This window comes from Salinivibrio sp. IB868, assembly GCF_001995655.1.
Taxonomy (GTDB): domain Bacteria; phylum Pseudomonadota; class Gammaproteobacteria; order Enterobacterales; family Vibrionaceae; genus Salinivibrio; species Salinivibrio siamensis.
The window spans coordinates 383,392-402,474 of the sequence record NZ_MUEW01000003.1 but is presented as its reverse complement, the minus strand read 5'-3'; the positions used below and the strand labels follow the sequence as shown (position 1 = coordinate 402,474).

Here is a 19,083-nt window from a genome sequence, read left to right as displayed (position 1 = left end):
CGTATGATGTCAGCTAATTCACAAAATGATTGCTATCTTATTAATTATTCCGACACTTTTTCCGACGCGTGCCGTTAATATACAAGGACAATACTTTACCAGACTTTGCCATGAAGCAGGATGATTACCAGGGACTGATTGAGCAACTGCTTCCTATGTCCCAAACCCCAAAATTTGAGGTGCTGCTCGATAAGCTAACCGCCAACGAGCCAAGCTCTGCCAAACTTCTGATCAAAATGGAGATCAGACGTTTGATGACGCCATGCAACCGTACCATCGACCTGCGTGGCAAAGTGGATGGTGAGTGTCATCAATACGAGCTCAACGGCAAAAAGCATTGGCTGGATGATGTCGCGATTAACCGCTATTACGAGCGTTTGCCTTTATACAACGGGCAAATGACTCAAGGGTTGTGGGAAGATTTGCACAATACCCCTAATAACTTTCGCGTCAAACACGAACAAGAAAAGCAGACGCAGCAACAAGGAAAAGGCCCAGTCAGTGATAGCGCCCAGGCGGCATTATTGCCCGAGAAACTCACCTTTGGACGTTATTTAGCGCGTAGTGAAAGCCGCATCCATTTTGCTACCCAAGTATTAATAACACTGAATACCGGCTATGAGGTACATGGGGTCACCAGCGACTTGTCTAATTCAGGCTGCCGAGTACGTGTCCCCGCGGCATTCGATTACCCGCCTAGCGCTGAAGTCATCGTTCGGTTCACAGCACTGGCGCAAAAGTATCAAGACCCCGATCTGGAACAAGGGCTGAGTTATCGCATTATTGGCGTCGATCAAAACAAAGAGTCCACCAGCAGTGCTTGGCTACGCTTACGGCTTGACACCAGCAGTGATGCGATTAAGCAGGCCCTCGATGCAGAAATGGCCTCGCCCGACTTTCGTGGCAAACAAGATGGGGAGGACAAGCTACTCACTCTCAAGCTGCAAAGCTATGAACAATCCTTCTTGCATCACACCAGCGTGCTACCGCTTTACTTTGCGCAAGACAAGTTAGAGTACGTATTACAAACGCGGCAAAATCGAGAGCTATGGGATTACTGGCACGACAGCCGCAATCAACCTGTCATTAATCATATTTTCGATGCACAGCGCTTGTCACTGCTGCAAGTGGAAGGGGCGTCAACCAGCCAGCTATTGTTATATTGCTTTTATGTAGAGAAAAACAAACAGCGTTTTTTCTATTCCGCTTCGCCCAGCGAAATGAGCGAAGATGAGCGCCACCTGTTCTGGCAACTGGGTGCCAAGCGCCATTCATGGCGGGTGTTTAAGGTGACCATGTCAGCCATAAACGCGGGTGACATTGAACGGCTACAAGATGTGTCGCCTGATTGGCTGAATACGCTCAAAACCCTGACTCATGTCGCGTTGGTGCAAGATGTGACTCATACCGAAAGCAAGGAGAGTTATTTAACCCACCCCAAACCGTCGTTATCCAGTCAAGCCTTGCGACGCTTTTTACACCAACGTAATCCAGTTTGTCTTGCCCAGCTCATCTCTTCTGACCGTCAACCACAACGTCGTGAACCACGTTATGCCTATCGCTCTGAGGTATCACTGGTGCATTCAGAACAGGGAGCGCTGAAGGGAAAACTGGTCGACTTTTCCTCGGGTGGGTTGAACCTGAAACTGGCGCAGCCTTTTCAAGGTGCGAAAGATGACTTGGTGTCTGTATCACTCGATGCGTTTGTCAATATTGACCCTCGTGCGCCTCTCGTCGATATGCCGTATCAAGTCATTCGAGTGAGCCCCAAACGAGACAATATCCAACTCAAGCTTACCACTGAAGCGCCCAACACCCGTCGTCGCCAGTACCTTCGCCGCTTGATTGAATACAACCTCGACAAACTGACCGTGCTGGATGAGCGTTTACCCGACCCTCCCTTGGTTTGGGCCATGCACCAATTATTGCTTACGCGCTTAACCGTACAACCCTACTTTATTCGGCGCGACAACGGTGTACTCTCGGTGCCCGCAGTGGGTATCAACCTGCCACCCAGCCGTTTGCACCGCTTTCTCGAGCGCGCAGGCGGCGGTCGCCAACTGTCTTTTTATCCGGTGTTCGGGGACAAGATTCTCACCCGCACTCATGAAGTCACTCGCCCCTCGCAGCCTCTTAAAGAGCTGGTGCGCGAATACTTTGTCTGGATAGACATGCAAAATGATAAGGTGCGCGCCGTCCATACCTTTGCCGATAGTGAATTTGAATCAGACGACGCAAGGCGTAAGTTCATCCAGTTGGCGCAAAAAGGCGGCGCATTCGCGGTGCTACGCAATCGGATGACACCGCTAGCCCATGCTGAACAAGATATTGATGCCACGCAGTTATCCACGTTACTCAAACGCGATACCCACAAAGCACGCCAGCTAGAAGACGAATTTGTTGCCTTGTGTGCCTACGGTGAGTTGGTCGATGTGACCGATGAAGTGCTAATGCGCCTGGGACGATAACCGCAGGCGACATACGAATGAATCGGCACGATATCGACCGGGGCAACAGCAAAGAGAGGATGGCACCCAGTGGGTACCACTCCGAGTGAGTGCCACACCAAGTGGGTGCCACACCCTTTACCCTATTAGCGTGGCTGCCAACTAATGCGATTTCGAATACTGGCAGAGAGCACGCACAACACACCCCCCAACCACGCATGTTTGACCGCAGCTTGCGCTTTCGCATTCACTTTGGGTTTCGCATGATACGCAATGCCGAGACCCGCAGCGTCCATCATCGCCAAGTCATTGGCGCCATCGCCTACAGCTAACGTGTTCTCTGGGGCGATATCGTACTTTTGTGCCAACATGGTTAACACATCCGCTTTGCGTTGCGCATCCACCACAGCCCCGTCTACCTCGCCGGTGAGTTGACCATCACGGCATCCAAGCTGGTTCGACACGGCATAATCCAAGCCTAATTGTTGTTGAAGATGATCAGAAAAATGGGTGAAACCGCCAGAGGCAATCGCCACATACCAGCCGTGGGCTTTTAAACTGGCCACTAAGCTCGCCATTTCTGGCATCAACGGCAACTGCGCTTTCACTGTCTCAAGTATCGCCGCGTCAGCGCCTTTCAACGCCGCCACGCGTTGACGTAAGCTTGCCTCAAAATCAAGTTCGCCCAACATGGCGCGCTCGGTGACCGCAGACACCGCGTCTCCAACCCCAGCGAGTGCCGCAATCTCATCAATACATTCTATTTCTATCGCGGTGGAGTCCATGTCAAACACCGCCAAACCAGGTTTGCTTAAATCCGGTAGGGCCTGTAAGTCCGCGCAGTCGAGCTCGAGCGCCTCAATCACGGTGCGATGTTCAGCCGTCAATTCACCGCGGATCAATAACACCTCATACGGCCCAACACGCCATCCATCGACGACCTCTAGCGCCTCCCCAGTAAAAAAGCGGATATCGTCAAGCTGACGGGGGTCGATGGCTTTAGCAAACACAATCCACCCGCCATGCCGGTGGCGAGAGAAAAACGGCGTGGTGATGGAAGGAAAGCGACGGTAGAGTTGCGGTGAACGGTGAATTGCCAACGGTTTGGCCTTATCCATGGTCAATATTTTCCTTTCGGTTTCCAAGCAAGCTTGGTGAATGAATCAATCACAATGAGGCTGTGATACCATAAAAACCGTAGTAAGCTCCAGTGCTAATTGACTCTGTTTATCTGGCTTTGAGGAAGGTATGTTTTCAATTTCGCGCAAAACACTACGGCGGGTGACTTGGTGGAGTCTTTTGCTCATGACCATGGGGACTATTGCCGCTTTGATGCTTTACAGCACCACACTCAGCCAGCGTCAGTACCAAGCGCTATACCAGCAAACGGACCAATTAGCCCAGCTAATGACCCGCCAAGTGGGTGTGCAAGCCTATGATGCCTTAGTGGATAAGAATTACCAGCCTTTACAAGCCATGGCTGATGAGCTGGCAACCGAGCCGTTAATTCGCGATGCCAGTTTCTATCAGCTCAACGGCAGCCCTGTCGTGCGCTCAACCAACGCCTTACCGTTGGAAACGGCCGTTGGGTTGACCACTCCGCTGGGGTTGGAAAGCCAAGGACGACAGCAACTGATGACACCAATCAGCCGTGATGGTGACATTGTCGGTTTTCTCCGCCTCACCGTTGAGCATCACTCCGTTATCAATGAAGCCAAAAAGCAGCTGCAATCGAACATGACCGAATTTCGCTTCCTCATCGGCCTCGCACTCCTATTGGGAGCGCTATTGATGGCAATACTCACTCGTCGTTCTGCGCGTTTATCTTGGTAAAACGGCAAATTGGTAAAACGGCAAAGACACGGCGATCAGGGCAATAAACCGAGATAAAAAAAGAGATGGCCGTTCGCCATCTCTTTTTATCTAGGGAAGTGGTCAACGCGTTACAGGAACGACTTCCCGTAATCCATTGGTGAAACATCAAAGTATTCCGCCAAGGACTGACCAATATCCGCGAACGTTTCGCGGCGACCGAGTGAGCCCGCTGGCACTTTTTTGCCGTAGACCAGTGCAGGGATATGCTCACGGGTGTGATCAGTACCAGGCCAAGTTGGATCGCAACCATGGTCAGCCGTTAGCAACAGCACATCGTCTTCTTCAAGCATGTCCATGATTTCGGGTAAGCGACGGTCAAAGTACTCCAGTGCCGCGGCATAACCGGCAACGTTGCGGCGGTGGCCGTACGCCGAGTCAAAGTCAACAAAGTTGGTGAAAACCAAGCTATTGTTGCCTGCTTCTTTGATCGCGTCTTTGGTTGCATCAAACAACGCTTCTAGGCCTGTGGCTTTGATTTTCTTGGTGATACCGCAATGCGCGTAAATGTCTGCAATCTTACCAATCGAGATCACATCACCGCCTTTTTCTTCCACCAGCTTTTGTAGCACGGTGGGAGAAGGTGGCTCGACAGACAAGTCACGGCGGTTGCCGGTACGCTCAAACTGACCTTTCGCTGGCCCGATGAAAGGACGGGCGATCACGCGACCGATGTTGTAGTCTTCCAGTTCTTCGCGCACGATCTGGCACAGCTCATACAGGTTATCTAGCCCGTAGGTTTCCTCATGGCACGCGATTTGGAACACCGAGTCCGCCGAGGTATAGAAAATCGGCTTACCCGTTTTCATGTGCTCTTCGCCCAAATCGTCCAGCACTTGCGTGCCCGATGCATGGCAGTTACCGAGATAGCCAGGTACGCCCGCCCGTTCAACAATGCGATCAAGCAGCGCTTGCGGGAAGCTGTTCGTCAAGTCTGAGAAGTAACCCCACTCAAACAAGACAGGCACACCGGCAATTTCCCAGTGACCAGACGGTGTGTCTTTACCCGAAGACAGCTCTTTAGCATGTGCGTAAGCACCGATAATCTCTGCATGTGAATCCAAGCCTTCTGGGAAGTAACCTGACGACTCTTCACACGCTTTACCCAAGCCCAATTTGGTCATGTTAGGCAAAGATAATGGGCCTTGACGATCCGCATTATCCGCTTCGCCTTTCGCACACGCTTGTGCAATGTGGCCCAAGGTGTTTGCACCTTGGTCACCGAATTTGACGGCGTCTTCAGTGGCGCCAATACCAAATGAGTCTAAAACTAATACAATTGCGCGTTTCATGATCGCCTCCATTAGACGTCTTGTAAGCTGATGCGACGATAAACGTCTGGCGTTGCACTCGGCGCCTCATCAGCGACTTTCACTGCGGCTCGCACCGCATTCGCCGCTTGTTGCCATTGCTCTTCAGTCTGAGCATGGAGCATGGCGAGCGGGGTGTGCTCATCCACTTGTTGCCCCAGACGAATCATTTCGTTCAACCCAACGGCATAATCAATTTTATCGCTGGCAACCCGACGGCCGCCACCTATTTCTATAATAGCCATGCCCAATGCCCGTGTATCCATGGCACTGGCAATACCTGATTGCTCGGCATAGACAGGTTTAATCACGGATGCAGTCGCGAGGTATTGATCCGGCGACTCAACAAAATCTGCCGGGCCACCTAGTCCTGCGATCATCTTGGCAAAACACTCGGCAGCACGACCGCTATCCAGTGCCTGATCCAGTTTTTGTTTTGCTTGATTCACATCGGTTGCTAATCCACTGACCACCAACATGTCGGCGCATAGCGCCATAGTCACATTGTACAAGCGTGGATTACGGTAACGACCGGTCAAAAAGTCGACGGCTTCTTTGACTTCTAAGGCGTTGCCGGCCGACGATGCTAATACTTGGTTCATGTCCGTCAACAACGCACTGGTTTTAGTGCCAGCACCGTTCGCCACACCCACAATCGATTTGGCCAATGCCTCTGAGTCTTCATACGTCGGCATGAACGCACCCGATCCAACCTTGACGTCCATCACCAAAGCATCCAGGCCTGCGGCCAGCTTTTTCGACAGAATCGACGCGGTGATCAGAGATATGTTGTCGACCGTGGCCGTCACATCGCGGGTGGCATACACACGTTTATCCGCAGGCGCTAATGAGCCGGTTTGCCCAATGATCGCCACACCGGCATCGCGGGTCACATCACCAAACACTTGGTTGCTTGGCATGATGTCATAACCAGGAATTGACTCCAGTTTGTCCAGCGTGCCGCCAGTGTGACCCAAACCGCGACCTGAGATCATCGGCACATATCCCCCACACGCGGCGACCATGGGCCCCAGCATCAGTGAGGTGACATCGCCCACCCCACCGGTTGAATGCTTATCAACCACAGGGCCATCAAATTGCATGTGAGACCAATCTAAGGTCATGCCAGAATCGCGCATCGCACACGTCAATGCCACACGCTCATCCATGGTCATGTCATTAAAGTAAATCGCCATCGCAAACGCGGCAATTTGCCCTTCTGAGACCGACTCATCGGCGACACCTTGAATAAACGCGTAGATTTCTTCTTTGCTCAACGCTAGGTTGTCACGTTTTTTACGAATAATCTCTTGAGGTAAGATCATGCTTCCTCCTTACCGGCAAATGGGCAAGGCCTACCTTGCCCTGGGTATCGATTGACAGTCGACAGTTAATAACCGCCTTCAGCTGCTTTTTCACCTTCGCCCAAGGTGTGCAGCAGGTTTGCCAGTAAGCTAGAAGCACCAAAACGGTAGTGACGGCTATCAGCCCATTGTTCACCAAGAATACGGTCAGCCATTGCCAAGTATTGCTGTGCGTCTTCAGCGGTACGTACACCGCCCGCAGGTTTAAAGCCAACAGTCTCAGCCACGCCTTTATCGTTAATCACGTTGAGCATGATCTCCGCCGCTTCTGGGGTGGCATTCACCGCCACTTTCCCCGTGGAGGTTTTGATAAAGTCAGCGCCTGCATCAATGGCAATCTCAGAAGCGCGTTTGATCAGTGCTTCACTTTTCAGTTCACCGGTTTCAATGATGACTTTAAGCAATACATCACTGCCACACGCGGCTTTACATTGTTTGACCAGCTCAGCACCTACTTGTTCATCACCTGCAATCAGTGCGCGATACGGGAACACCACATCAACCTCATCGGCGCCGTAAGCGACGGCTGCCTTCGTTTCTGCCACCGCAATATCAATATCATCATTACCGTGAGGGAAGTTCGTCACGGTGGCGATACGCACCTCTGGCGTGCCTTGTTCGCGCAGTGTTTTTTTGGCGATAGGGATAAAGCGCGGATAGATACAAATCGCTGCAGTATTACCAACGGCGGTTTTCGCGTTCTGACACAGGCTGATCACCTTTTCATCGGTATCATCATCGTTCAGTGTCGTCAGATCCATCAGTTTTAGTGCGCGTAGGGCCGCGGTTTGTAATTCGTTCATTGGTTATCTCCAGTCCTCATTCTTTTGCCAAACAGGTATAGGGTTGGCCACTGTATTAACAACCGGTTCTGTTTTCCGGTCATTGCTCAGCGGACTTGGCTCCATGAAGTTTGAGGCTGGACATCGCGCCGCCTTCAACCAACCATCCTTGTTGCCGCGTGCAAACACCTATGTGCTTGCGGTTCCGCCGTTGGACGTTTCCGATTGGGGCTAGCCACACCTTGTTGCTAACCATGAGAGGAAAATAAGGATTGTGGCGCCAGCAAACTTTGACGGCGTTCACTTATTTTACCAACGCCGTTTCAGCAAAACTAGATTTTACCGTTTATGTTGAAAAATACACTGTTGCGCGGTGGAACCAATCTTTCTAACTGAAAAAACGCGCCACAATCCACTGATAGCCGACGCCGCCCAAATACACCCCGACGATGCCCATCACACCGGATAAAACAGGCGGTGCGGGTATGGGGAGTTTTATCGCGCTAAACAGTACGCCAACCAAAAAACCAGCCACCAAGGCGAGAAGGACTTCCTGCATATCGTTACCTTTTTTGTTCGCTCGTATCTACCTCTGAGTATACACCCCTAGAGGATGTGGGCTGAGCGTATCACGCCAATGGCTGCAATAAAAAAACGCCACACAGGCAGCCTGTGTGGCGTTTTGATTAACATGATGTGCTATCGCGATAAGACGATTAGCCCGCCAAGGTTAAGGTAACAAATAGACCCGCAATGGTCGCTGCCATCAAGTTAGACAAGGTACCGGCGATCACCGCTTTCACACCGAAGCGTGCAATTTCTGGACGACGGTTTGGCGCGAGACCACCCAAGCCACCTAGCAAGATAGCCACAGACGACAAGTTAGCGAAACCACACAGAGCAAAGGAGATAATCGCTTTGGTTTTCTCTGTCATTTCCATACCTGTTGCCGCAACAACTTGCGCACCTTCACCAAGGTATTGCGTGAAGTTCAGGTAAGCCACGAATTCGTTAACCACGATCTTCTGACCGATGAAAGAGCCTGCGACCACCGCTTCTTCCCATGGCACACCGATAAGGAATGCAAACGGTGCAAACAGGTAACCCAAGATCAGCTCCAGCGTGATGTCTGGGTAACCGAACCAGCCACCGATACCGCCTAGCATGCCGTTAATCAGGGCAATCAAACCAATGAAGGCAAGTAGCATAGCACCAACGTTAAGCGCCAGTTGCATACCTGATGAAGCGCCGCCTGCGGCTGCATCAATCACGTTCGCTGGCTTCTCTGCGCCTTCAGCGGTCGCGTCAGCCATCTGCTCGACCGGCTCGTCGGTTTCAGGTTTGATGATTTTCGCAAACAGTAGACCACCAGGTGCGGCCATGAATGATGCCGCAATCAAGTACTCAAGCGGAACACCCATAGAGGCATAACCGGCCAGTACGCCACCAGCAACCGAGGCCAGACCACCACACATGACTGCGAACAGCTCTGACTGTGTCATGCGAGGTACGAATGGACGGATCACCAATGGCGCTTCGGTTTGTCCGACAAAGATGTTAGCGGTTGCTGACATAGACTCGGCACGTGAGGTACCCAGTGCTTTTTGTAGACCACCACCGAGCACGTTGATCACAACCTGCATAATACCCAGGTAGTAAAGCACGCTGATCAGTGATGAGAAGAAGACAATAACTGGCAGAACTTTCAGTGCGAAGACGAAACCGCCACCGCCGAACAGTTCAAACATTTTGTCAGAAACCAGCCCACCAAAGATGAAGCTGATCCCTTCGTCACCGTATGCGATGACGTTAGCAACGTATTGTGATGCGCCGTACAGAATGTCGCGTCCGACATCGACATACAGTACGAAAGCACCGAAAAAGAGTTGGATAGCAAATGCGCCACCCACGGTACGGAGGTTAATGGCTTTGCGGTTATCGGAAAGAAGAACAGCTATCCCTAGCAGTACAACCATCCCGATCACGCTCATCAGCAGGCTCATAGTATTGGCATCCTCAAAGTAAAAAGTTGGCGTCTCGACAAAGTGGAATTTGGTTTCCGGGAGAGATTATACGCATCGCAGTCACATTAAAGTAATATTCCAATCACAGTTCGCTGTAAAACTATTTTGTAATGCATCAATAAGTATGACTTTGATCTAGTTTTGTGAGCTTATGCAACCGCAAACGTTTGTCTTTTGCCCGTTCCCGCTCAATCAAAGCCAAACAATCTTTCAGCGTTGTCTGATGTTTCAGCCACCAGATGATCTCTGTCACAGCTTTTTAACGCTGCCACCACATCAGCAACCCGTGATACCTGAGAGGGTGTGTTCGGTTTTCCTTGAAATCCTGCCAAAGGCATGTCGGGGGCATCGGTTTCAAGGACGAGGTGCTCCAAAGGTAGCTGTGCAATGGCGCGGCGAGTTTTTTGCGCGCGAGAATAGGTGACGGTCCCGCCAACCCCGAGCATCAAACCCGCATCAATAAACTGTTTACCCTGCTGTTCACTGCCACTGAACGCATGTAACACCCCGCGTACGCCTGGGTAAGCTTTAACGGTGTGTAATAATTGGTTATGCGCTTTGCGGCTATGCAGAATAATGGGGAGATCATAGTGGCGTGCGAGCCAAAGCTGCCCCTCCAATAGCGCTTGCTGGCGCTGCTGAGCGGCATCCTGGTTCGCGACAAAAAAGTCGAGCCCGGCTTCTCCGACAGCGACACAGCGCGCAGGACGCGCGGCCAGTGCCTGATCAAGTTTATCTAGGCTGGTGTCAGTGTGAACATCGAGAAAACATGGGTGCAACCCTAGCCCCGCGTAAACGCCTTGTAAGCGTTCAGTCAACGACAGCACTGCTGACCAGTTACTCTCGCTAACACCGGGGACCACCATCCGCATCACACCGCTTTCGCGTGCCGCCTGCCAGTATCGCTCCGGGGCGTCTCGAAACGGAGAAAAGTCAAAATGGCAATGGGTATCAATCATACTGAGACGTTTGTGTGGGGGGTGTATTTTCTGAACGCTTGATAGGCACACAGCTTCGGCGGTTATCCTCGCCCAGCCCCATTCGCTGACACCAGGCATCGTAACCTGCCACCCAACGTTTAATACGCGCAATCATCATTATTGGCATCCTTGCTTTGTAAACCTTATGCCATTAAAAAGCCGTCTGGTTACAGACGGCAGTATAGCATGGGGGCGAACTTGGAGAGCGTTATCTTTCCCTGGTGCGTGTTTTTCGCCACACGGGGGTGACTCAGTCTTCGCCCTCTGCCGATTAGTGTTCGCGGGTCGCTCTGAGATCAATATCCGGGAAGCGCTCTTGCGTAAGGTTCAGGTTAACCATGGTCGGCGCAATGTACGTCAAGTTGTCGCCACCATCCAAAGCCAAGTTCGCTTGGTTTTTACGCTGAAATTCGTCCAGCTTCTTCTCATCCTTGCACTCCACCCAACGCGCGGTGGCCACATTAATCGGCTCATACAAGGCATCCACGTTGTATTCTGCTTTCAAGCGAGCTACCACCATATCGAACTGGAGGACACCAACCGCTCCGACAATTAAGTCGTTCGATTGCAACGGACGGAACACCTGTACCGCACCTTCCTCAGACAGCTGAATCAAACCTTTAAGCAGCTGCTTTTGGCGCAATGGATCTTTGAGGCGGATCCGACGGAAAAGCTCTGGGGCAAAATTCGGGATCCCCGCAAATTTCAGATCTTCTCCTTGCGTAAAGGTATCACCAATTTGAATGGTGCCATGGTTGTGCAAGCCAATAATGTCGCCAGCAAACGCATCTTCAGCCCGTGACCGATCCCCTGCCATAAAGGTCACCGCATCGGAAATATTCACTTGCTTACCTAAACGTACATGGCGCAGTTTCATTCCTTGCTGATACTTGCCGGAAACAATGCGCATAAACGCGATCCGGTCACGGTGACGTGGGTCCATATTGGCTTGAATTTTAAACACAAATCCCGAGAATTTCTCCTCGTCAGCCTTGACCTCACGGTCATGGGTCGGGCGCGCCATGGGCTTGGGTGCCCACTCAGTCAAGCCATCCAGCATATGATCCACACCGAAGTTACCCAGTGCGGTACCGAAGAAAACAGGCGTGAGTTCACCGCTTAAAAACAGCTCATGGTCAAACTCATGTGACGCCCCCATTACCAGCTCCAACTCATCGCGCAAATCTTGCGCAATGTCTGCACCGATCGCATCATCCAATTCAGGATTATCCAAGCCTTTGATGATACGTGCTTCCTGGATGGTATGGCCTTGGCCAGATTGATATAGAATGCTTTCGTCACGATGAATGTGATACACACCTTGGAAACCTTTCCCGCAACCAATCGGCCAAGATACCGGCGCACACGCAATATTGAGCTCACTTTCTACTTCATCAAGCAGCTCCATTGGGTCGCGGATATCACGGTCAAGTTTGTTCATGAAGGTGATGATCGGAGTATCACGTAAACGGGTGACTTCCATCAGCTTACGGGTACGATCCTCGACACCTTTCGCCGCATCAATCACCATTAAACACGAATCGACAGCAGTCAGTGTCCGGTACGTATCTTCCGAAAAGTCTTCGTGCCCTGGGGTATCAAGCAGGTTCACTAGGCAGTCGTTGTAAGGAAATTGCATCACCGAGGTGGTGACAGAGATACCACGCTCTTTTTCCATGTCCATCCAATCAGACTTCGCATGTTGGTTAGAGCCACGCCCTTTCACGGTGCCTGCCGTTTGAATGGCACGTCCGAATAACAGCACCTTCTCGGTGATGGTGGTTTTACCCGCATCTGGGTGCGAGATAATCGCAAACGTGCGGCGTTTATCAACTTCCTGTTGCAGCAGTGTATTTGACATAGCAGGTTATCTTCTTGTTGGCTTCAGGCGGCAATCAGGCGCCAGCTGAGGAGGTCATTCACAAAGGTGGCGTATTTTCGCTGATCTTGTAGTCAGCTTCAATTCACAAATCTGACTTCGCCGTGTTATCTGCATCCTTTAGGGTCAATATTGCTTGCCAAACACATCACAAATGTTGCCATTTGACCGCCTCGTGGTGTCGTTATCGGCCAAGCACGTGTATAATTAGCGCCACTTTCAGCTGTAACACAGTCAACAACGTCGACCATAAGGTCGCGACTATTGACAGCATACCGCCCACGAAGGCCAAACAGCCGCGCAGCGTGCTGTCATTAGTCGCGATGGTGAGCAGCTGAAAGCCAACACTTAGTGAGATAAACCAACGGGTTTATCCCTTAGCAACAAGGAAATAATCTGTGAATCCAATCGTAAAAACATTCCAATACGGCAATCATACAGTGACATTGGAAACAGGCGTGATGGCACGTCAGGCCAATGGTGCTGTCATGGTCAGCATGGACGATACCTCGGTATTCGTTTCTGTCGTCGGTAAAAAAGAAGCGGCTGAAGGCCAAAGCTTCTTCCCATTGACGGTCAACTACCAAGAGCGTACCTACGCCGCGGGTAAAATCCCAGGTGGTTTTTTCAAGCGCGAAGGCCGCCCTTCTGAGTCAGAAACACTGACCGCACGTCTGATTGACCGCCCTATCCGTCCGCTATTCCCGGACTCGTTCAAAAACGAAGTACAGGTCATCGCAACCGTCGTATCTGTTAACCCAGCGGTTAGCCCTGATATCGTTGCCATGCTGGGTACCTCGGCAGCACTGGCCATCTCAGGCATCCCATTCAACGGCCCTATCGGCTCTGCACGCGTCGGCTACATCAATGATGAACTCGTGCTTAACCCAAGCCCAGCAGAGCTAGACGAGAGTAAACTTGACCTCGTTGTGGCCGGGACCGAAGGTGCGGTGCTGATGGTAGAGTCTGAAGCTGACCGCCTAAGCGAAGAGCAAATGCTGCAAGCGGTGATGTTTGGTCATGAGCAACAGCAAACCGCGATCAACGCAATCAAAGAATTTGCCGCCGAAGTGGGTACGCCTACTTGGGATTGGCAAGCGCCGGAAGTTAACGCTGCGCTACAAACCCGTGTGGCTGAAATGGCACAAGGTCCACTGGCTCAGGCATACCAAATCACTGAAAAAATGGCCCGTTACGAGCAAATTGGTCAGGTGAAGCAGGAAGTGGTGGCTGCACTACTCGGCGAAGACGAGACCTTGGATGAACGTGAAATCCTGGGCATGCTTGGCGACCTAGAAAAGAAAGTCGTGCGTAGCCGTATCATTGCGGGTGAACCCCGTATTGATGGCCGTGAAAAAGACATGGTTCGTGCCCTCGACGTGCGTACGGGCGTATTACCACGTACTCACGGCAGCGCCTTGTTTACCCGTGGTGAAACACAAGCATTGGTCACCGCCACACTCGGTACTCAGCGTGACGCGCAAACCATCGACTCGATCATGGGTGAGCGCCAAGAAGGCTTCATGCTGCACTACAACTTCCCTCCTTACTGTGTCGGTGAAACCGGTTTTGTTGGCTCACCAAAGCGCCGCGAAATCGGCCATGGTCGCCTAGCGAAGCGCGGTATTGCAGCGGTTCTACCAAGCCAAGATGAATTCCCATACACACTGCGTGTGGTATCTGAGATCACAGAGTCCAACGGCTCTTCCTCAATGGCTTCTGTCTGCGGCACCTCCTTGGCGCTGATGGATGCCGGTGTACCGGTGAAAAAATCAGTGGCCGGTATCGCCATGGGTCTGGTGAAAGAAGACAACGATTTCGTTGTGCTTTCTGACATCTTGGGTGATGAAGATCACTTAGGTGACATGGACTTTAAAGTGGCCGGGACGGATGACGGTGTCACTGCGTTGCAGATGGACATCAAAATCGAAGGGATCACTAAAGAGATCATGCAAATCGCATTGAACCAAGCTAAAGGCGCACGTTTACACATCCTGGATGTGATGGACCAAGCCATCGGCTCGGCACGCGACGATATCTCTGAGTTCGCGCCTCGTATCCACACCATGAGCATCAACCCAGATAAGATCCGCGATGTCATTGGTAAAGGTGGCGCCGTGATCCGTCAGCTTACCGAAGAAACTGGCACCACCATTGAAATCGACGACAACGGTACAGTGAAAATTGCGGCCACCGACGGTGAAGCCGCCAAAGATGCCATTTCACGCATCGAAGCACTCACTGCAGAAGTCGAAGTGGGCCGTATCTATACCGGTAAGGTTCAGCGTATCGTTGACTTCGGTGCCTTCGTCTCAGTGATTGGCGGCAAAGATGGTCTGGTTCACATTTCTCAAATCGCTGATCAACGCGTTGAGAAGGTGTCTGATTATCTCGAGATCGGCCAAGAAGTGGACGTGAAAGTGCTGGAAGTTGACCGTCAAGGTCGTATCCGCTTGAGCATGAAAGAAGCGGCGGCAGAAAAAGCCCCCGCTGCTGATGCTGCGCCAGCAGAAGAAGCACCAAGCACTGACGCTTAGAGTCATATCGTCATTCATGGTATAAAGGGGGCTGAGGCCCCCTTTTTTTACACGGAGATGCGCCTTCATGACCTTTTTTATTCAGCCACGGGCGGTGTTTTACAAGCCTCTGGCGATACTGGCGCTGTTACTATTAACAGGCTGCACCAGCCAATGGACATTTCCTCCTATGGCCGTCCCTTTACAGCCTACCCTGCAGCAGGAAGTACACCTAGCACGGATTGATCAGCTGCTTGCGCGCAATGATTTGAGTGACGACGCACGCGCCCAATTGCATTATGAGCGTGGACTGATGCACGACAGCTTGGGGATGCGCGATTTGGCACGATTGGACTTTAACCAGTCTCTCTCACTAAAGCCGGATCAACCTGATGTGTTCAATATTCTTGGGGTCTATTTTACTCAAAACGGCCACTATGATGCTGCCTACGAGGCCTTTGACTCGACGTTAGAGCTGGATAATAACCACAGCTATGCCGCGCGTAATCGTGGGATCGCCTTGTACTACGGCGGTCGCTATCGCCTGGCCCATCAAGACTTACTCCATCACTACCAAGAAGATCGCGACGATCCTTATCGCCTCATTTGGCTTTATTTAGTGGAACGCGATTGGAAGGGGGAAACCAAGGCACAACAAGCGCTGGTAACGCGAAAAGCGAATGCAGAAGCTTCGGGTTGGGGCTGGCAGCTTGTCGATATGTACCTCGGTAAGCTCAGTGAACGTGAGCTGCTGGAGCAACTTGCCTCGCAAGGTGAAGACAATGAACTGCTAGCAGAACGTTTATGTGAAGCTTACTTTTACCTTGCTAAACGCTATCAATTCCAGGGCGACAACGATCGCGCTGTGGCGTTGTATAAGCTTGCCATGTCGGGTAACGTGTATGAGTTTGTCGAACACCGCTATGCGTTACTTGAGCTCAACCGACTCGCCTACGGCCAACCATAGCGCGTCACTCGATAGTGCCTCAAGCATAAAAATAGAGCAGGCTCACTGCTCTATTTTTGATCATGAGTAATACCAACAGGTATCCGGTTAGCTTGTCTGCGCACTGGGCGCCAAGGCCTGTGGTGGTTGCTTGTGGGGCTTACTTTTCAGCAATAGCTTTTCAAACTCATGCTTAGGCATGGGCGAGTGAAAATAATACCCTTGAATCGTGTCACAGTGCAGGTTAGTGAGCACTGACGCCTGCTGACGGGTTTCGACCCCCTCTGCCACCACGGTCATTTCCATGGCTCGGCCGAGATGAATAATGCTTTCCACCAGCGTCACCTGTTTACTCAAGGCATCCATATCGTGAATAAACGCACGGTCAATCTTAAGCTCATCAAGCGGAAAACGGGCAAGGTAAGACAAGGATGAGTAGCCGGTGCCAAAGTCGTCAATCGAGAGGGCAAAGCCCAGTGATTTTATCGCATTGAGCATATTCAGCGCATGCTCATCGTTTTTCATCACCGCGCTTTCCGTTAACTCAAAAGTAATATCTTCTGGTTTCGCCCCCGTGGCTTTAATCAGCTTTTCCATGTGCTCGGTCAGCTTGGGGCTGCTAAATTGCTCTGGCGATAAGTTAATCGCTACCCGTCCCGGCAATATGCCTTGTTGACGCCAGCGACGCACGTTTTGAAACACCTCGCGCATCACATGACGGCCGAGCGCTTCAATCAATCCGCAGCGCTCTGCGACCGGAATAAAACGCCCAGGACTGATATAACCTTCTATAGGGTGTTTCCAACGCACTAAAGCTTCAGCACCGTTGATACGATAATCACTGGCACTGACCTTAGGTTGATACCACACTTCCAGGCCGTTATTTTGTAAGGCCTTTTGTAGCTCGATTTCCAACCACAGCCGCATCCGTGCTTCTTTGCTCATGCTGTCATGATAGGCGACCACACGGTTTCGACCTTGCTCTTTGGCCTCATACATCGCGGTATCCGCATTTTGCAGCAGCTGGCGGGCGTCTTTGCCATCGTCGGGATAACGCACCATCCCCACTGAACACGCCAAGTACTTACTAAAATAATGCAATTCAAAAGGCTGACTAATGGCCCCGACCACTTTGTCAGCCAACTGATCAGGTGCATCTTCCGTTGCAGGCTTAGGAAGCAACACCGCAAACTCGTCACCGCCTAAGTGGCCAATGATAGTATCTGCCGAGAGCAAGGCGCGTAAGCGCTGAGCAATATCCTGAAGCACACGATCGCCGACATGGTGTCCGAGAGAATCATTGATATTTTTAAAATTATCGACATCAAGGTACAACATGGCCAATGGCGTTTGTGCCTTTATCAGCCTATCCAGCTCTCGACTGAACCCGTAGCGGTTATAAAGACCTGTTAATGCATCCGTATAAGCGGATTGTTGCTCACCGACTTTGCTGACATCCTCTTTTTCGGTGGGCTTTAGGCGCTTAACCGACGAGTCAGTGATTGTCGGCTGTAGACGCAGCATATGCGCTTTTTTGCCCAAAAGGTGGATCGGTGATTGGCACACGGTCAGCGGCGCGCTGTTTTTTGCACTCACCACCGACACACCTTGCCCATGGGGCGCACGCAATAGGCTGTCAATAGTGGTGGTCGTTGCCTCTGCCACCACAAGATAGTCTGATAAAGGTTCACCCATCAGCGCGTCGATACTACCGACGCCCAGTAGCCCAGCCGCCGCAGGGTTCGCTGATAATATACAGCCATCTTCAACCACGCAGCAGCCGTCATCGATAAGCTGACTAAGATGGTGGTATTTTTCCTCCGCCTCTTCGAGCGCACTGGCTAATACTTGGCGTTCGGATGTATCTGCAGCATGAAAGATCACGCAGGGCTTGCCACTTTCATCAGCGACATTTGGTAATGGTGCAACACTGAAGTGAAAGCTAGCACTATGGTAGTTGTCAGTAAGAAGCACCTCTCCCTCGGCGCATTCACCCCGTCTGGCTTTGTCATAATGCGGTTTGACCGACTGATAAAACGCCTCACCTAGGGTATCGATATCGGATAACCCCTTTAACGACGGCAAGGCCAAGCCAGACAGCTCTCTGTAGCGTTGGTTGGCGTAAAGATAGCAATCATTGCTGTCGAGAATGGCAAAAAGAAACGGACTATTATCGGTTAAGCAGTAGAACCAATCATTTAACGACGATATTGGCATGAAAAGCTCACATCTGGGAATCACTCTCGACCATCTCATTGGCGAGACAAGCGTCTCATATATTAGACACTTTTAACTTTGTTGTCAGTAGCACTTTATGAGGCACGCGTCATGGGTTCAAGCTTTTATCACTATATACCGCATATTTTACTGTAAAAATAGATAAAGGACTCAAAATCAGCAAACAGGGGAGACTGTGTCGCCATATTGCACAATTTGCTGACTATTTATGCATTTAGCTGCGTAAGCATCAAACACAAACGACAGTCACCTCTTGCACGGGATCGGGAATCCGTTATTCTGGCTACACCATTTAATAACCACTACCTCTGTGATGATGATTCGTACAGAAGCGCCCGCCGACCTGGTTCGACTAGACGGTTGGTGGCGAGAGACGCTAATGCGCCCCATGCAAGCCGATCAGCTCCAACAGCTGCGCGAAACGGGGCAGATCTCGCTTTCTCTCCTCGCAACTGATGATATGGGAGAGATATTAGGGCACATTGCCATCACCGACGCTCAAACCGCCAATAACACCCAAGAAATTACGTTATGGCACAGCCCAGATGCAGACTTGGTGATGCCACTGTTAGACGAGGCTGAGTCTACTTTGTTTGAACTGGGCTATAGCCTGTTAAAAATTGCGCCCAGTGACGTTGCCGAAAAGGCAGAATTTGCCCCCTTAGACCCGGATGATACTTGGTGGTATAAACAACTCGCCGCCGCGACTTCAACGTAAGAGTCAC

The 19,083-nt window shown here is 51.3% G+C and carries 15 protein-coding genes; 5 read left to right on the top strand and 10 right to left on the bottom strand.

All coding sequences use genetic code 11. The features are described 5' to 3' along the window. Positions 1-110: 110 nt before the first annotated feature. Entirely contained in the window at positions 111-2,468 is a 2,358-nt protein-coding gene (locus BZG20_RS05440; RefSeq protein ID WP_077578330.1) for a PilZ domain-containing protein, read from the top strand. Between the two features lie 125 nt (positions 2,469-2,593). Here the strand turns inward: BZG20_RS05440 and serB are convergent, their stop codons facing one another. Beyond that, positions 2,594-3,565, bottom strand: coding sequence for a phosphoserine phosphatase (serB, locus tag BZG20_RS05435; RefSeq protein ID WP_077578329.1), 972 nt, complete (start codon positions 3,563-3,565; stop codon positions 2,594-2,596). Positions 3,566-3,695: 130 nt separating this feature from the next. Here serB and BZG20_RS05430 point away from each other — a divergent pair, with 130 nt between their 5' ends. Next, on the top strand, positions 3,696-4,280 hold the full coding sequence (locus BZG20_RS05430; RefSeq protein ID WP_077578328.1) for an AhpA/YtjB family protein: 585 nt from the start codon (positions 3,696-3,698) through the stop codon (positions 4,278-4,280). 110 nt (positions 4,281-4,390) lie between these two features. Here the strand turns inward: BZG20_RS05430 and BZG20_RS05425 are convergent, their stop codons facing one another. The 8 genes from BZG20_RS05425 to prfC form a co-directional block, all read right to left on the bottom strand. After that, positions 4,391-5,611, bottom strand: a complete 1,221-nt coding sequence (locus BZG20_RS05425) for a phosphopentomutase (protein ID WP_077578327.1) — start codon at positions 5,609-5,611, stop codon at positions 4,391-4,393. An 11-nt stretch (positions 5,612-5,622) separates the two neighbouring features. Continuing rightward, positions 5,623-6,954 (bottom strand): thymidine phosphorylase, encoded by a 1,332-nt coding sequence (gene deoA, locus BZG20_RS05420; RefSeq protein WP_077578326.1) that lies wholly within the window; start codon positions 6,952-6,954, stop codon positions 5,623-5,625. A gap of 65 nt (positions 6,955-7,019) precedes the next feature. Continuing rightward, complete coding sequence (gene deoC, locus BZG20_RS05415) at positions 7,020-7,796, bottom strand: deoxyribose-phosphate aldolase (protein WP_046075139.1); 777 nt, start codon at positions 7,794-7,796, stop codon at positions 7,020-7,022. 367 nt (positions 7,797-8,163) lie between these two features. Beyond that, positions 8,164-8,334 (bottom strand): XapX domain-containing protein, encoded by a 171-nt coding sequence (locus BZG20_RS05410; RefSeq protein ID WP_046075138.1) that lies wholly within the window; start codon positions 8,332-8,334, stop codon positions 8,164-8,166. A gap of 157 nt (positions 8,335-8,491) precedes the next feature. Continuing rightward, entirely contained in the window at positions 8,492-9,778 is a 1,287-nt protein-coding gene (locus BZG20_RS05405) for a NupC/NupG family nucleoside CNT transporter (protein WP_046075137.1), read from the bottom strand. 209 nt (positions 9,779-9,987) lie between these two features. Next, complete coding sequence (locus BZG20_RS05400; protein ID WP_077578325.1) at positions 9,988-10,758, bottom strand: TatD family hydrolase; 771 nt, start codon at positions 10,756-10,758, stop codon at positions 9,988-9,990. After that, positions 10,751-10,897, bottom strand: a complete 147-nt coding sequence (locus tag BZG20_RS15995; RefSeq protein ID WP_158010020.1) for a hypothetical protein — start codon at positions 10,895-10,897, stop codon at positions 10,751-10,753. Before BZG20_RS15995 ends, BZG20_RS05400 begins: the two co-directional genes overlap by 8 nt. A 153-nt stretch (positions 10,898-11,050) precedes the next feature. Beyond that, complete coding sequence (gene prfC / locus BZG20_RS05395; protein WP_077578324.1) at positions 11,051-12,640, bottom strand: peptide chain release factor 3; 1,590 nt, start codon at positions 12,638-12,640, stop codon at positions 11,051-11,053. Between the two features lie 416 nt (positions 12,641-13,056). Between prfC and pnp the strand changes: the two genes are divergently transcribed. Together pnp and nlpI are read left to right on the top strand one after the other, a co-directional pair. Beyond that, positions 13,057-15,195 carry a polyribonucleotide nucleotidyltransferase gene (gene pnp / locus BZG20_RS05390; protein ID WP_077578323.1) on the top strand — a complete coding sequence of 713 codons (2,139 nt, stop codon included), beginning with the start codon at positions 13,057-13,059 and terminating at the stop codon, positions 15,193-15,195. 67 nt (positions 15,196-15,262) lie between these two features. Beyond that, a complete protein-coding gene (nlpI, locus tag BZG20_RS05385) occupies positions 15,263-16,141 on the top strand; it encodes a lipoprotein NlpI (RefSeq protein ID WP_077578322.1) in 879 nt (292 codons plus the stop codon). 87 nt (positions 16,142-16,228) lie between these two features. Here nlpI and BZG20_RS05380 read toward each other — a convergent pair whose 3' ends face one another. After that, positions 16,229-18,337, bottom strand: coding sequence for a bifunctional diguanylate cyclase/phosphodiesterase (locus tag BZG20_RS05380; RefSeq protein WP_077578321.1), 2,109 nt, complete (start codon positions 18,335-18,337; stop codon positions 16,229-16,231). 334 nt (positions 18,338-18,671) lie between these two features. Between BZG20_RS05380 and BZG20_RS05375 the strand changes: the two genes are divergently transcribed. After that, positions 18,672-19,076 carry a hypothetical protein gene (locus BZG20_RS05375; protein WP_131825923.1) on the top strand — a complete coding sequence of 135 codons (405 nt, stop codon included), beginning with the start codon at positions 18,672-18,674 and terminating at the stop codon, positions 19,074-19,076. Positions 19,077-19,083 lie beyond the last annotated feature (7 nt).

Coding starts and splice junctions, on each gene's coding strand:
- BZG20_RS05440 (WP_077578330.1), top strand. CDS start 111: ATGAAGCAGGATGATTACCAGGGACTGATTGAGCAACTGCTTCCTATG.
- serB (WP_077578329.1), bottom strand. CDS start 3,565: ATGGATAAGGCCAAACCGTTGGCAATTCACCGTTCACCGCAACTCTAC.
- BZG20_RS05430 (WP_077578328.1), top strand. CDS start 3,696: ATGTTTTCAATTTCGCGCAAAACACTACGGCGGGTGACTTGGTGGAGT.
- BZG20_RS05425 (WP_077578327.1), bottom strand. CDS start 5,611: ATGAAACGCGCAATTGTATTAGTTTTAGACTCATTTGGTATTGGCGCC.
- deoA (WP_077578326.1), bottom strand. CDS start 6,954: ATGATCTTACCTCAAGAGATTATTCGTAAAAAACGTGACAACCTAGCG.
- deoC (WP_046075139.1), bottom strand. CDS start 7,796: ATGAACGAATTACAAACCGCGGCCCTACGCGCACTAAAACTGATGGAT.
- BZG20_RS05410 (WP_046075138.1), bottom strand. CDS start 8,334: ATGCAGGAAGTCCTTCTCGCCTTGGTGGCTGGTTTTTTGGTTGGCGTA.
- BZG20_RS05405 (WP_046075137.1), bottom strand. CDS start 9,778: ATGAGCCTGCTGATGAGCGTGATCGGGATGGTTGTACTGCTAGGGATA.
- BZG20_RS05400 (WP_077578325.1), bottom strand. CDS start 10,758: ATGATTGATACCCATTGCCATTTTGACTTTTCTCCGTTTCGAGACGCC.
- BZG20_RS15995 (WP_158010020.1), bottom strand. CDS start 10,897: ATGATGATTGCGCGTATTAAACGTTGGGTGGCAGGTTACGATGCCTGG.
- prfC (WP_077578324.1), bottom strand. CDS start 12,640: ATGTCAAATACACTGCTGCAACAGGAAGTTGATAAACGCCGCACGTTT.
- nlpI (WP_077578322.1), top strand. CDS start 15,263: ATGACCTTTTTTATTCAGCCACGGGCGGTGTTTTACAAGCCTCTGGCG.
- BZG20_RS05380 (WP_077578321.1), bottom strand. CDS start 18,337: ATGCCAATATCGTCGTTAAATGATTGGTTCTACTGCTTAACCGATAAT.
- BZG20_RS05375 (WP_131825923.1), top strand. CDS start 18,672: ATGATGATTCGTACAGAAGCGCCCGCCGACCTGGTTCGACTAGACGGT.